This window comes from Micromonospora sp. NPDC003241, assembly GCF_053589795.1.
In genome coordinates this window covers 83,297-97,338 of the sequence record NZ_JBSFSO010000002.1, presented here as the reverse complement: position 1 = coordinate 97,338, position 14,042 = coordinate 83,297, and the positions used below count along the sequence as shown (strand labels likewise).

At 70.5% G+C, this 14,042-nt stretch carries 8 protein-coding genes, 2 tRNA genes and 1 pseudogene; 2 read left to right on the top strand and 9 right to left on the bottom strand.

Features of this window, described 5'->3' with window-relative positions; translation table 11 throughout:
- Positions 1-92: 92 nt before the first annotated feature.
- A pseudogene (locus ACWDVW_RS02195) lies at positions 93-4,457 on the top strand (HAD-IC family P-type ATPase); the annotation flags it as partial.
- A 264-nt stretch (positions 4,458-4,721) separates the two neighbouring features.
- On the opposite strand, the gene ACWDVW_RS02190 reads toward ACWDVW_RS02195, so the two are convergent.
- Both ACWDVW_RS02190 and ACWDVW_RS02185 read right to left on the bottom strand, forming a co-directional pair.
- Entirely contained in the window at positions 4,722-5,708 is a 987-nt protein-coding gene (locus tag ACWDVW_RS02190) for an L-threonylcarbamoyladenylate synthase (RefSeq protein ID WP_449943691.1), read from the bottom strand.
- 48 nt (positions 5,709-5,756) lie between these two features.
- Positions 5,757-6,545, bottom strand: a complete 789-nt coding sequence (locus ACWDVW_RS02185) for a hypothetical protein (RefSeq protein ID WP_449943688.1) — start codon at positions 6,543-6,545, stop codon at positions 5,757-5,759.
- Positions 6,546-6,746: 201 nt separating this feature from the next.
- On the opposite strand from ACWDVW_RS02185, the gene ACWDVW_RS02180 reads away from it, so the two are divergent.
- A complete protein-coding gene (locus ACWDVW_RS02180; protein WP_449943685.1) occupies positions 6,747-7,715 on the top strand; it encodes an HNH endonuclease in 969 nt (322 codons plus the stop codon).
- Between the two features lie 166 nt (positions 7,716-7,881).
- Here ACWDVW_RS02180 and ACWDVW_RS02175 read toward each other — a convergent pair whose 3' ends face one another.
- The 7 genes from ACWDVW_RS02175 to gyrA form a co-directional block, all read right to left on the bottom strand.
- Positions 7,882-8,193: a type II toxin-antitoxin system RelE family toxin gene (locus tag ACWDVW_RS02175; RefSeq protein ID WP_449943682.1), complete on the bottom strand. Its 312-nt coding sequence runs from the start codon at positions 8,191-8,193 to the stop codon at positions 7,882-7,884.
- Positions 8,193-8,477: a type II toxin-antitoxin system Phd/YefM family antitoxin gene (locus ACWDVW_RS02170; RefSeq protein ID WP_449943679.1), complete on the bottom strand. Its 285-nt coding sequence runs from the start codon at positions 8,475-8,477 to the stop codon at positions 8,193-8,195. Before ACWDVW_RS02170 ends, ACWDVW_RS02175 begins: the two co-directional genes overlap by 1 nt.
- Before the next feature lie 170 nt (positions 8,478-8,647).
- Positions 8,648-8,720, bottom strand: a tRNA-Ala gene (locus tag ACWDVW_RS02165).
- Positions 8,721-8,760: 40 nt separating this feature from the next.
- A complete protein-coding gene (locus ACWDVW_RS02160) occupies positions 8,761-8,889 on the bottom strand; it encodes a DLW-39 family protein (RefSeq protein WP_217705935.1) in 129 nt (42 codons plus the stop codon).
- Between the two features lie 43 nt (positions 8,890-8,932).
- A tRNA-Ile gene (locus ACWDVW_RS02155) sits at positions 8,933-9,006 on the bottom strand.
- 209 nt (positions 9,007-9,215) lie between these two features.
- Positions 9,216-10,142 (bottom strand): DUF3566 domain-containing protein, encoded by a 927-nt coding sequence (locus ACWDVW_RS02150; RefSeq protein ID WP_449943675.1) that lies wholly within the window; start codon positions 10,140-10,142, stop codon positions 9,216-9,218.
- 4 nt (positions 10,143-10,146) lie between these two features.
- Positions 10,147-13,926, bottom strand: coding sequence for an intein-containing DNA gyrase subunit A (gene gyrA / locus ACWDVW_RS02145; protein ID WP_449943672.1), 3,780 nt, complete (start codon positions 13,924-13,926; stop codon positions 10,147-10,149).
- Between the last annotated feature and the right edge of the window lie 116 nt (positions 13,927-14,042).

The following is a 14,042-nucleotide window of genomic DNA, read 5'->3' as shown; positions in this document are numbered from 1 at the left end:
GCCCGCCGAGGCGAGAAACTTCCCCGTCCCGACGGGCATAAGGGACGCCCGGCCGGGAAGCCAGGCCGCCGGGCCGAACGGTAGGAGGCGAGATGCGGCGACCCGTATCCGTACCGCCGCTGGTCGGCGACGCCACGCGCGGCGTCGGCGCCGCCGCGACCCGGCTGGCCCGGGCCATCGGGCTGTCCAGCCGCCGGGTGTGGTCCCGGCCGGGACGCCACCACATCGAGGTGCACGGCGTCTGCCAGGACGGCGGCGACACGCTGGCCCGGCAGGTCGAGGCGGCCCTGGAACGGACACCCGGCGTGCTCTGGGCCCGGGTCAACGCCCCCTCCGGACGGGTGGTCGTCGCCGTCGACACACCGGGGCCGAAGGTACGCGAGCTGATCGCCACCATCTCCCGGGTCGAACGCACCTGCCCCCACGAGCCCGACCCGGAGATCCCGCCCCCGCACCCACCCGAGGAGGGGCCGCGTACCGCCCGTACCCTCGGTGCGCTCGCCTCCGACGCGCTCGGCCTGACCATCTCCGCGGCCACCCGGATCCTGCCCGTGACCCCGGTGCCCGCCGAGGTCTCCGGCCTGCTCAGCGCCATCGACCTGCACCCGAAGCTGCACGCCCTCGCCGGTTTCGGCCTGCGCCGCGACCCCCGCGCCGAGGTCATCTTCCCGCTCGCCGAAGCGGTGGTGCAGGGCCTCACCGGCGGCTGGACGGGCATCGTGCTGGACGGCGCCCAGCGCATCGTGCAGTGGGGCGAGGGGCTCGCCCAACTGCACGCCTGGGAGAAGGCCGAACCCCGGCTCACCGGAGAGCCGGACCGGGCCGTGGCCCGTTCGCCGGTCGGCGAACGTCCCTGCCCGAAACCGGACGGCGCCCCGGAGCGGTACGTCACCCGGATGCTCGGCACCGGCGCGGCGGCCTTCGCCGCCGCCACACCCGTCGTCGGTCCGAAACGCGCCGCCGCGCTGGGGCTCTCCACGCTGCCCAAGGCACCCGGCAGCGGCCGTGAGGGGTACGCCGCCCACCTCGGCCGCATCCTCGCCCGGCGGGGCGTCATCGCGATGGACCGGAGCGTGCTGCGCGAACTCGACCGGATCGACACGCTGGTCCTCGACGCCCGGGTGCTCGGCTCCGACCGGGGCGTCCTGGCCGACCTGGCCCCGCTGCCCGGCGCCGACACCTCCCAGGTGGCGGCACGGGCGTTCGCCCTGTTCGAACCGGCCGCCCCGACCGACGTACGCCGACTCGACGGGTGGCGACTCGGCCCCCTCGACCACCTCGACGCCCACGATCCCGGCGACACCGACGACAGCCGCCGGCTGCGCGAACGCGGCGGCACACTGCTCGGCCTGGTGCAGGGCGACACCCTGGCGTCCGTACTGCGGGTGGAACCGGAACCCGCGCCCGGCGTCGACACCCTGCCCGCCGTCGCCCGACAGGCCGGCCTGCGGCTCGTCGTGGCCGGCGACGACACCGAGCGGTACGTCTCCGCCGACGCGCTGCTGCCCGGCGACGACCGGCTGGCCGAATCGGTCCGCACCCTGCAACGCGAGGGAGCGGTGGTGATGGTCGTCTCCGGCGACCGCGCGGCGCTCGCCGCGGCGGACTGCGGACTGGGCGTCGCCGACCCGGAGGCCACCCCACCCTGGGGCGCACACCTGCTGGTCGGCACCGACCTGCGATCGGTCGCACTGATCATCGAGGCGGCCGGGGTGGCCCGCCGGATGACCGCTCAGAACATGCGCATCGGGCTGGCCGGCAGCGGCCTCGGCGCACTCGCGGCCTTCACCGCCGACCCCGCGCTACTGCCCGGCCGTTCTCTCGCCTCGGTCAACGGCGCGGCGGCACTGGCCTTCGCGCACGGCATGTGGCGCGCCGGCCGACTCTCCGCCCGCACCGAGTCGGCGGCCCCGGCCATCACCGCCTGGCACCTGATGCCGGTCCCGACCGTCCTCGACCAGCTCGGCACCGGACGCGGCGGCCTGACCGAGACCGAGGCCGAACGCCGACGCGCCGCCGGACCGGGCGAGACCTCCGGCCCCGGCGGGCTGCTACGGGCCTTCGTCGACGAACTGGCCAACCCGCTCACACCGGTGCTCGCCGCCGGAGCGGTCCTCTCCGCAAGCTTCGGCTCACTCGTCGACGCCGCCCTGGTCGGTGGCGTGGTCGGCGCGTCCGCGCTGGTCGGCGCGGTGCACCAGCGCAACACCGAGAAGTCGCTGGCCGCGCTGCTGTCCCGCTCGGCGGTCACCGCCCGGGTCTGCCGGGACGGCACGGAACGGGTGATCCCGGCCGAGGACCTCGTGCCCGGAGACGTGATCGTGCTCGAATCCGGCGACGCCGTACCCGCCGACTGCCGCGTGCTGGACAGCGTCGGTCTGGAGACCGACGAGTCCTCCCTGACCGGCGAGTCGCTGCCGGTCGCCAAGACCGACCAGCCGGTGGTGGCCGCCGCCGTCGCCGACCGCCGGTCGATGCTCTACGAGGGCACCACCATCGCCGCCGGACGCGGCGTCGCCGTGGTGGTCGCCACCGGCACCGACACCGAGGCCGGACGCAGCCTCGCCCTCGCCCGGCAGGCCCCGCCCGCCAGCGGCGTCGAGGCCCGGCTCGGACGACTGACCCGGGCCGCGATCCCGCTGGCCGCCGGGTCGGCCCTGGCCGTCGTCGGTGCCGGGCTGCTCCGCGGCGTACCCCTGGCGCAGACCGCCGCCACCGCCGCGAACCTGGCCGTGGCCTCCGTACCGGAGGGTCTGCCGTTCCTGGTCAGCGCCGCCCAACTGGCCGCCGCCCGGCGGCTCGCCGAACACGGCGCGTTGGTCCGCAACCCACGCACCATCGAGGCGCTCGGCCGGGTCGACGTTCTCTGCTTCGACAAGACCGGCACCCTCACCGAGGGACACCTGCTGCTGGCGGGCGTCGGCGACGCCGACGGGTACGCCCCGGCCGACCGACTCGACGACCGGCTCCGGCGGGTCCTCGCCACCGCGCTACGCGCCACCCCCGCCGCCGACGATCCCGAGGAACTGTCCATGCAGACCGACCGCGCGGTGCTGCGCGGTGCGACCTCCGCCGACATCCCCGAGCAGTACGCGGCCCCGGGCTGGCGCGCGATCGGCGGCCTGCCGTTCGAGCCGTCCCGGGGCTACCACGCCACCGTGGGCGAGACCGAGGGGCGGATGCTGCTCAGTGTGAAGGGCGCGCCGGAGCGCGTACTGCCCCGCTGTGCCGCCCGCCGCACCGACGGCCGCGACGAACCGCTCGACGACGCGGGCCGGGCGGAGCTGCACCGCCTGCTCGGTGAGCGCGCCGGAGCCGGACACCGCATCCTGGCCGTCGCCGAGTGCGTGGTCAGCGATCCCGACCTCACCGACGACGACGTACGCGGCCTGGTCTTCACCGGATTCCTGGCGATCGCCGACGGCGTACGCGACAGCGCCGCCCCCGCCGTCCGCCGGATCCGGCAGGCCGGCGTGCACACCATCATGATCACCGGTGACCATCCGGCGACCGCCGAGGCCATCGCCGCCACCATCAGCGCGGGCGACGCCCAGCGGGTGGTCACCGCCACCGAACTCGACACCCTCGACGACGACGCCCTCGCCGCCCGGCTCGCCGCCACCGACGTGGTCGCCCGGTGCACCCCCGCACACAAGGTCCGGATCATCCAGGCGTTGCAGAAGTGCGGTCGGACCGTCGCGATGACCGGCGACGGGGCCAACGACGCACCCGCCATCCGACTGGCCGACGTGGGCATCGCCCTCGGCCAACGGGGCACCCCGGCCGCCCGCGCCGCCGCCGACCTGGTGGTCACCGACGACCGGCTGGAGACCATCATCGCCACCCTGGTCGAAGGCCGGGCGATGTGGTCCTCGGTCCGCCACGCGCTGAGCATCCTGGTCGGCGGCAACCTCGGCGAGATCGCGTTCAGCGTGCTGACCGCCGCCGCCACCGGTCAGGCCGCCCTCAACGGACGCCAACTGCTGCTGGTCAACCTGCTCACCGACATGGCACCCGCACTGGCCATCGCCGTTCGTCCACCCGGCGACGGCGACCACACCGACGGCCTGCTCCGTGAGGGCCCCGACAGTTCCCTGGGCGAGACCATGACCCGAGAGATCGGGCTACGCGCCGCCGCCACCACCCTCGGCGCCACCGCCGGCTGGACGCTCGCCCGCTACACCGGCAGCCGCCGCCGCGCCGGCACCGTCGCCCTGGTCTCGCTGGTCGGCACCCAACTCGGCCAGACCGTACTGGCCGGTGGCACCAGCCCGTCCGTACTCGCCTCCACCGCCGCCTCCGTCGGCGTGCTGGCCGTCGTGGTGCAGACCCCCGGCGTGAGCCAGTTCTTCGGGTGCACTCCGCTCGGACCGGTCGGCTGGACCATCGCGACCGGCTCCGCGCTCGGCGCGACCTTCGCCAACGGCGCCCTCACCAGGCTGGTCGCCCGCCTACCCCAGACCGACCCCGCTCCTGCCGACAGCTCACCTGCTGACGGCGCTCAGGTCGACGGCGCTGCTGGCGACGGCGTGTCGGCTGGCGGACGCCGGGCCGAAGGCGTCTTGGTCGAAGACGCTCGGGCCCACGGTGTACAGGTGGACGGTGCGCGGGGTGACGGTCACCGGGGTGACGACGCTCAGGCCGATGGTGCGCGGGCCGATGGGGTGTCGTCGGACGGTCGCGCTTCCCAGGTCGGCCCCGGCCGGCAGGAATCCTGAGCGTCAGCCCGCAGAATGCCAGGTCGCGGCGGCGCGACGCAGCCGGTCGTTGACCGCCCGCCCCACCCCGCTCTCCGGCACCGGCTCGGCGACGATCTCGGTGACCCCGGCGGCGTCCAACCGGTGCAGTGCCTCGAAGAGCCGCGCCGCCGCCTCGGTCAGGTCACCGGCGGTCGAGAGCACCTCCACCGCCGCCCAACCCTCCGCCGGCCGATCCCGGAACGCCAGGTAGCCGCGCCGAACCCCGTCCTCGACAGGCAACGTCCCCGCGTCCCGCAGACGCAGCGGCGTACGCGGCGCGTAGTGCGCGGCCAACGTCCCCGGCGCGACCGGCTGCCCCGAACTACCCTGGCGCACCGTCACCGGGCCGGTGACCTTCTCCAACTCCTCGACCGGCAACGCGCCCAGACGCAACACCACCGGACGGTCCCCCCGGGCGTCCACGATCGTCGACTCGATCCCGCACCGGGTCGGCCCGCCGTCGAGCACCACGTCCACCGCGCCACCCAGCCCGCGTACCACGTGCTCCGCCCGGGTCGGACTGAGCTGCCCGAACCGGTTGGCGCTCGGCGCCGCCACCGGCACCCCCGCCGTGGCGATCAGCCGCCGCGCGTACTCGTTGTCCGGCACCCGTACCGCCATCGTCGCCAACCCGGAGGTGACGATCGGCGGGATCACGTCCGGCCGGTCCACGATCAACGTCAACGGACCCGGCCAGAACCGCTCCGCCAACGCCGCCACGCCCGCCGAGACCACCCCCACCAGCGCTTCCAGGTCAGCGGCGTCGGCAAGGTGGGTGATCAACGGATCGAAACTCGGCCGCGCCTTCGCCTCGAAGATCCGGGCCGCCGCCCGCGCGTCCAACGCGTTCGCCCCCAGGCCGTAGACGGTCTCGGTGGGAAAGGCCACCAACCCGCCGGTACGCAGCACCGAGGCGGCCTCGGTCAGGTCACCCTCGGCAGGCAGGACACGCGGAGATCCAGTGCTCACACCCTCGACGCTAGCCTGCGTCCGACGCCTCACCCGACATGCCCCGACTCACCCGGAGAACTCGGCGACGTACGCCGTGAGCGGCACCGCCCCCGGTCCCGTACCGCCGACCGTGACATCACCCCCAAGGTCCTGCTCGGCGTACTCGCCCGCCTCCCCGACGGCGGTCGTGACGACCCGCATCGGATGGGTGAAGTGCACGGCCAGGAAGCGCCAGGCCGCCCGGTTCAGGTCCGGCTGCCGAGAGTTGGGCATCCCGTCAACCGCACCCGCGTGGAACAGCAACGGCGCGCCCACCCGATCCCGCAACACGCGGCCCAGCGATAGACGCTTCGAGCACTCCGCACAGCGCAGGAACCCCTCGTCGGACGCGTCGAACCCAGCAGACAGCAGGTCCGCGAAACCACCCTCCGGCCAGCCCGCCAGATACGCCGAGAAGGAGATGTCATTCTCCCCGTCGCCGTCCAGCATCGCCGGAAGACAACCGGTCTCCATCTGCCGGTGCAACTCCGGGTCCCAGTCATGGGCCACCCGCAACCGGTGCCCACCGTGATCGGCGAGCAGCTTCCACAAGGCGCTCGACGCGGAGCGACACTGCGAGAAGACCGGCTGATCGGGGTTACCGGCATACCGGGTCAGCGCAGCGCCAGGCTGTTCACTCAGCGGCTTGCCGAGACCCCAACAGATCCGGTTGCACGAGCAGTAGAGAAAAGCGGAAGCCCCCATTGCCATCCCCTCTCGGGTGTACGGGCGACCGCTGTCATCGAGGACCAGCAGCGGCCCGGACGTCGATGCCAGCGCCATCACTGCAGCCAGCACGGTCTGCTCGAACTCCATCGGCTCGTCACCGTTGCGGCACGCCGTGACAACCGGCGCCGAACGCCGCAAAGACCTGCACCAACGTCGACCCCGGTCCTTCACTTGAAACCACCGATCGTGAAGTCGCCCCGGACACCCCACGCGGAGCACTCACCTGCCGTCAATCCCACCATGCTCTTGCCCTCGGCCGCTGTTGCAGTGATCCCGTAGCCTCGGTTCGTGGCCCTCGCCGATGTAACTCGTGCCGGTGTACTCGCCGCGGTACAACAGTTCGACGATCTTGGTCGTGATGACTTCCTCAAGTCGACCGGCTTTCGCAGGTCACGGGCCTACTACCTCGACTACCAGGGAAACCTCTACGACTCAAAGGCGATCATCGGCTATGCGCACGGTGCTAGCACCGGAACCGCTTGGGGGCCGCAGGACTTCAGTGGTGGTGACAAGACAGTGGCCCAGCGGCTGGAAGTACTCGGCTTCGCGGTCGCCTTCCTGCCGAACCCGGATTGGACTCGAGACGAGATCGTCCTCGCTTGCGACCTCGTCTGGATCAATGGCTGGCATCAGCTCGACGCCAACGACGAACGGGTACGGGCACTGTCGGACCTACTGCAGAGCCCAGCTATCCACCGTGGTCGCCGGAATCCGGATTTCCGTAACCCCGCCGGTGTCGCTTTGAAGACTTACAACATCGTTGCCGACAGCAGTAACGGCAACCAACTCGACAGAGTGGTCCGTGAGGAGTTCCGGGCCCGGCCGGCTGAGATGCGGTCGCTGGCTGACCGGATTCGTGAGTTGCTCCGCGAGGAGGTCGAAGCAGAGTCGGCGAGCAACGATCCTGATCTCGACGAGATATCAGTACGCGAGGGTGGCGTCACGTTGCGGGCTCATCTTCGACGCGAGCGCAACCCCAAGCTCCGTCGCCAGAAGCTGGCCGATGCGAAACGTCGCGGCGTCGCCATAGCTTGCGAGGTCTGCGGATTCGATTTCCAGCGGGTCTACGGTGACAGAGGACGCGACTACATCGAGTGTCACCATCGGATTCCACTGCACGTCTCCGGCGAGACCAACACCCGCCTCAGCGACCTTGCCCTGATTTGCTCGAACTGCCACCGGATGGCACACCGCGGCAGCCCTTGGCTGACGATCGAAGAGCTAAAGGTGCTAGTGACTTCGTCGTCAGCTTCCTAGCAGCCGTCCGAGCGTCCACTGGAACCGTCGACTCTCCGCCTGCGCAGCCGTGCTATTTGGTGGGCCGGAGGTACCACCATGCGAACCAGTCGGTGACCATCGCCGGTGGCCCACTACCGCTGCGAACGGGCAGGCCAGCCCAATGAAGCGCGATTCCAGACGTGGCCTAGAAGCGGTAGGCGTCGCGTCGGTGGCGGATCGAGTGGATCTCCACGACGCGCTTGGCCTCGTTGATCCGGTAGATGATCCGGTAGGTGCCGCGGCGGGCGGAGTGGAAGGCGTCGAAGGGTTCGTCGAGTGGTTTGCCCGCCCGATAGGGGTTGACCGCTATCGCGTGCTGGATGGTTTCCGTCGCCGCGACCGCGACCTCCAGCGGCAGGTCCTCGTGCAGGTTGCGGCGGGCCTGCCGCGAGAACATCACCGTGTACGGGCTGGCCGCCTCGCGCGTATCGTCCCGCCGCCCGCTTTGCGGAGGCATCAGGCCGCCCTGCCGCGACGCCGTTCCAGCTCGGCGCGAGCCTCGTCGATCGAGAACGTGTCGCCGGCCGCGAAATCCTCCCGCGACTGGCGCAGATCCGCGAGGGCCTCGTCGTCGGAGAGCAGGTCGAGCGTCTCCCGCATCGACTCGTACTCGGCGACCGAGATCAGCATCACGTCGGCGCGGCCGTTCCTGGTGATCGTGAAGTGGTCGTGTTCCCGAGCGACCCGGTCGGCAAGCTCGGCGATCCGGGCCTTGGCTTCCGTGATCGGAATGGTCTCCATAGCAACCATTCTAGCGACTGGTCAGAATTCTGGCCACGTTCTTCGCCCCGCCCCGAGGCGGCGAGCTGTCCGGGATTGCGGCGTCGAGCCGCGATACGAGCACCCGAGATATCGGCCGTGGCCTGCGGCTTTCGCCACACTGGCCCCTCCGTTTGGGTATCCGTCTGAAGTGGAGCCCAGGGGACTCGAACCCCTAACCCCTGCCTTGCAAAGGCAGTGCTCTGCCAGTTGAGCTAGGGCCCCGTACGCGGGCTGGGGCGCCCGCCGATCGGAACGGCGACGGTCAGCGCAGGTCCGGGGAGGTGGTGGCCTCGTGCCAGAGCGCGCGCTCGTCGTTCGCTTCCTTGATCTTCTTGGCCACCACGGCGGCCACACCGACGACGCCGGCCAGGATCAACAGCTTCTTGAACATGGGGCCTGCCCCTTACGCTCGACGCACCGTCGGACCATTGCGGTGGGGCTAGCTGGAATCGAACCAGCGACCTCAGAGTTATCAGCTCTGCGCTCTAACCGACTGAGCTATAGCCCCGCGTAGCGACGAGCAAGGTTAACCCATCCGTTCACGCCGCCCCAAATCGGGGTAGGCCCTCGGGACTGCCCGACACCGTCGTCCTCGAACCTACCCGAGAGCCGGTGGCGAGCCCACCGAGATACCTGGGACGCCCCGGGTCGGGGGCGGAAACGGCGACCGGGCCGGCCGCGAAGAGCGGCCGGCCCGGAGGCGATGGTGCTGAGGTGTCAGTCGCGCTCGGCGAGCGTCAGCTCGATGCCGCCGACCAGGTCGGCGCAGACGTTGTAGACGAACGCACCGAGCGTGGCCAGCGCGGTGAACAGGACGACGTTGACCAGGCCGATCAGTGCCGAACTGAAGATCACGCCGCGTGCGGTGATCTGGAAGCCGCTGGTGCCCTGCCCACCGCCCGCGTTGACCAGGTCGGCCAGGCTGTCGTTCACGCTGGCGAAGACGCCCATCGCGTCCAGCGCGAGGTAGAGCACCGACGTCGCGACCACGATGACGATGAACAGCACCACCGACACCGCGAACGCGAACTTCATCACGGACCAGGGGTCGATCCGCTTGAGGTTCAGTCGGGCCCGGCGCGGTCCGCGCGACGCGGCCGAGCTGACCGAGGTACGCGCGGCGCGTACCGCCTCGCCCACCCGCGCGGCACCGACGGCCGACGAGCCGACTCCCGGAGGCAGACCGCCACCGTTCGTCGGGCGACCCGTGCCGAGCGGGCGAGTGGTGTCCGGCCTCGCCCCGAGACCGGTGATCCGGGGCTGGGTACCTGTCGTCCCGGTGCTCGCCGCCGGCAGCACGCCGGTGGTGCCCGGCGAGGACTGACCCGGGCGAGGCCCGGTCGTCGACGCGGTCGACGGCTTGCCGGCGGCGCTGGCGGCAACTGTCGGTGTGCCCGGGGAGCCGGCGGCCTCGGTGCCCGGCTTGTCGCCGGACGCCTCGGCGTCCTTCCCGTCTGTGGGCTTGTCGGGCGGCGGAGCCATACCGGGGGCCCGAGTGAACTTCGGGGCAGGCGCGTCGGCCGGGACGGTCGCCCGGCCCACGGCCGCGCGGCCGGTTGCTGGCGTGCCGGTCTTCGCGGCGTCCTCGTCGACCGGGTTGGCCGAGGTCCCCGCGTTCCCCGACTTCGCCTGTGTCTCCGTCATTCAACTAGTCCTGTTCGTCAGGCTCGTCGGCATTGCGAGCAATCGCCACGATAGTCACGCCATCCGGGAGGTCCATCAGCTTGACCCCCATTGTGTTCCGGTCGCGTGTACGGCGTACAGGCTTCACCGGAGTCCGGATAACGCCACCGTTGCTGGTGATGGCAAACAGCTCGTCGTCCGGGTCGATCACCACAGCGCCGACCAGACCACCGCGCCGTTCGGTGATCTTCGCAGTCAGTACGCCCTTACCTCCCCGGCCCTGGACCGGGTATTCCTCGATCGGGGTACGTTTCGCGTATCCCCCGTTCGTGGCGACGAGCACGTCCAGCCCCTCGCGGACGACCTCCATGGCCAGCAACTCGTCCTCGTCGCTGAAGCGCATGCCGATCACACCTGACGTGGCCCGACCCATCGGCCGCAGGGCCTCGTCGGTCGCGTTGAAGCGGATCGCCTGGGCGTTCTTGGAGACCAACAGCAGGTCCTCGCCGGGGTCAACCAGCGCAGCACCGACCAGCTCGTCCTCATCGCGCAGGTTGATCGCGATGATTCCGCCGGACCGGTTGGAGTCGAACTCCTCAAGCCGCGTCTTCTTCACCAGGCCGTTCTTCGTCGCCAGGACCAGGTAGGGCGCCACCTGGTAATTCGGGATCTCGATGATCTGTGCGATCTGCTCGTCCGGTTGGAACGCGAGCAGATTGGCCACGTGCTGGCCCTTGGCCACCCTACTGGCCTCCGGAAGCTCGTACGCCTTGGCCCGGTACACCCGCCCCTTGTTGGTGAAGAACAGCATCCAGTCGTGCGTCGAGCAGACGAAGAAGTGGCTGACGATGTCGTCCTGCCGCAGCGTGGCACCGCTGACACCCTTGCCGCCGCGCCGCTGCGAGCGGTAGAGATCCACCTTCGTCCGCTTGGCGTACCCGGTGCGGGTGATGGTCACCACCACGTCCTCGCGGGCGATGAGGTCCTCCATCGAGACCTCGCCGTCGAACGGGATGATCTGGGTACGCCGGTCGTCGCCCCACTTCGCGACGATCTCGCCCAGCTCCTCCGAGACGATCCGCCGCTGCCGCTCCGGCTTGGCCAGGATGTCCTTGAGGTCGGCGATCTCGACTTCCAGCTTGGCCAGGTCGTCGAGGATCCGCTGCCGTTCCAGCGCGGCGAGCCGGCGAAGCTGCATGTCCAGGATGGCGGTCGCCTGGATCTCGTCGATCTCCAGCAGCCGGATCAGGCCCTGCCGGGCGTCCTCGACGGTGGGCGAACGCCGGATCAGGGCGATCACCTCGTCCAGGGCGTCCAACGCCTTGGAGAGACCACGCAGGATGTGCGCCCGCTCCTCGGCCTTGCGCAGCCGGAAGGCCGTCCGCCGCCGGATCACCTCGATCTGGTGCTCGACGTAGTAGCGGATGAACTGCGCCAGGTTCAGCGTGCGCGGCACCCCGTCGACCAGCGCCAGCATGTTCGCGCCGAAGGTCTCCTGGAGCTGGGTGTGCTTGTAGAGGTTGTTCAGCACGACCTTCGCGACAGCGTCGCGCTTGAGCACCAGCACGATCCGCATACCGGTACGCCCGGAGGACTCGTCGCGGATGTCGGCGATCCCGCCGAGCTTGCCCTCCTTGATCAGCTCGGCGATCCGCTCGGCCAGGTTGTCCGGGTTCACCTGGTACGGCAGCTCGCTGACCACCAGCGCCGGCCGACCGCGCTTGTCCTCCTCGACCTCCACCACCGCGCGCATCCGGATCGAACCCCGACCGGTGCGGTACGCGTCCTGGATCGCGGACTGGCCGACGATCAGACCGTGGGTGGGGAAGTCCGGACCCTTGACGATCTCCAACAGCGCCTCAAGCGTGGTGGCCTCGTCCGCCTCCGGGTTCTCCAGGCACCACTGCACCGCCGCGCCGATCTCCCGCAGGTTGTGCGGCGGGATCTTGGTCGCCATGCCGACCGCGATGCCCTCGGAGCCGTTGATCAGCAGGTTCGGGATCCGCGACGGCAGGATGGTGGGCTCCTTGGCCCGGCCGTCGTAGTTGTCCTGCAGGTCGACGGTGTCCTCGTCGATGTCCCGCAGCATCTCCATGGCGAGCGGGTCGAGCTTGCACTCGGTGTTGTGGCTGACGAACCCGTCGGAGACGAACGAGTGGTCGTCGGTGTCCACCCGGATGCTGTAGACCGGCTGCACACCCGCGTCGGTGACCCCGGCCACCTCGGCGTAGTAGAAGCGACCGTCCACCAACGGCTCGACCACGTCGAGCACCTCGGATTCGGTGATCCGGGCGGCGATCTCGTCGCGATCGCGCTCCCAGCGCTCGATCCGGTCCACGTTGTGCCGGCGCAGCCAGTCCCGCTCGGTCCAGCGGCTGGCGCCGTGCTCGCGGATGAAGTCACCGACCAGCGGTACGTGGTCGCTGGAGAGCGCCGTGCTGCTCGCCGGGACCGAGGCCAGCTCCGACTCCAGCTTGGCCTGCTTGCGGCCGAGGAAGCCGACCTGGGCGGCGAAGATCCGCGCGTCCCGGCGGTTGGTCACCACGACCTTGATCTCACCGTTGTCGTACCGGCACTGGCGGCTGACGACGCCGAACTCCAGCAGCAACTGCTGCACCTCGCTGGCGAGCCGCTCGCTGCGCGTGGAGTACGAGATCTGGATGGTGTTGCGCGGCAGCAGCGAGGAGGAGCCGTCCCCCTCGAAGAGGGCCTGGAGGAAGGCCCGCTTGATCGCTGCCGGTCCCTGCCAGACGAACTCCGGCACGAACTTGTCGGCGCTGCGCGCACCGACCATCTCACCGAGGATGCTGGCCCGGAGCGCGGAGAGATCCTGGATGTCGAGCTCGTGCAGGACACTCCCGGACGCGATCACCCGCTCGCTGACATACCGGCGCCCACCGACAGCGAGGTCGTACGCCGCCAGGACGCGGACGAAGAACTCGCGGTCGACGTTGTTGAAGCCCGCACGGGTCTCGGAGACCCAGCCCTCGCTGACGAAGGCACCCGCGAGGACGGCTGCCTCGACGTGCTCCAGCATCGGGTAGCCGATCTCGTCCGGCACGCTGCGCTGGAGCACCACCCGGTCACCGGGGGAGATCTCGGCGAGCAGCTTCCAGAGCAGCGTCGGCACGCCGGCCACGTCCACCAGGCAGAGCACCGGGTGGTTGTGGGTGCCGGTCAGCTCGTACCCCTCGCGGGTGCGCAGCCGTAGCGTCGGGTGCTCGCCGGAGTGGAAGAACGCCGAGGCGCGGACCAGGTCGCCGTTGCGGTCGCGAACCTTGAGGTCGATGTCGCTCTCGCTGCTCGACGCCGCGCCCGGCACCACGTCACCGATCCGCACGCTGCCACCAGCGGTACGAATACGGACATCTGCGGTGATGCAGTACCTCATGGCAGCAGCCGGGTCGTTTCCGGGCGAACCGAAGTTGCCGTTGCCGTCCACCAGCGGGTAGCGCAGTGACCAGGGCTGGGCCATCCGGACCAGGGCGTCGTAGATGGCCGAGTCCCCGTGCGGGTGGAACTGGCCCATCACGTCGCCGACGACGCGCGAACACTTGACGTAACCACGGTCCGGCCGGTAGCCCGAGTCGAACATGGCGTAGAGGATCTTGCGGTGGACCGGCTTGAGCCCGTCCCGGACGTCCGGCAGCGCCCGCCCGACGATGACGCTCATCGCGTAGTCGAGGTAGGAGCGCTGCATCTCCACCTCGAGCCCGACCGGCTCGATGCGGTCGTGGGCGACCACGGCAGCCGGCGCCTCGGGGACCTCGGGCTCGTTCGGTGTGGACTCGGGGGAATCGGTCACTGTTAACCCTTATCAGACTGAGAGTCGTTTTTGTGCCTGTGGATAACTGCTGTGGATAGCGGCCAAGTTGTGGATAACTCTGTGGACCGGCCTGCCGGACCGGGGTTCCGGTCCGG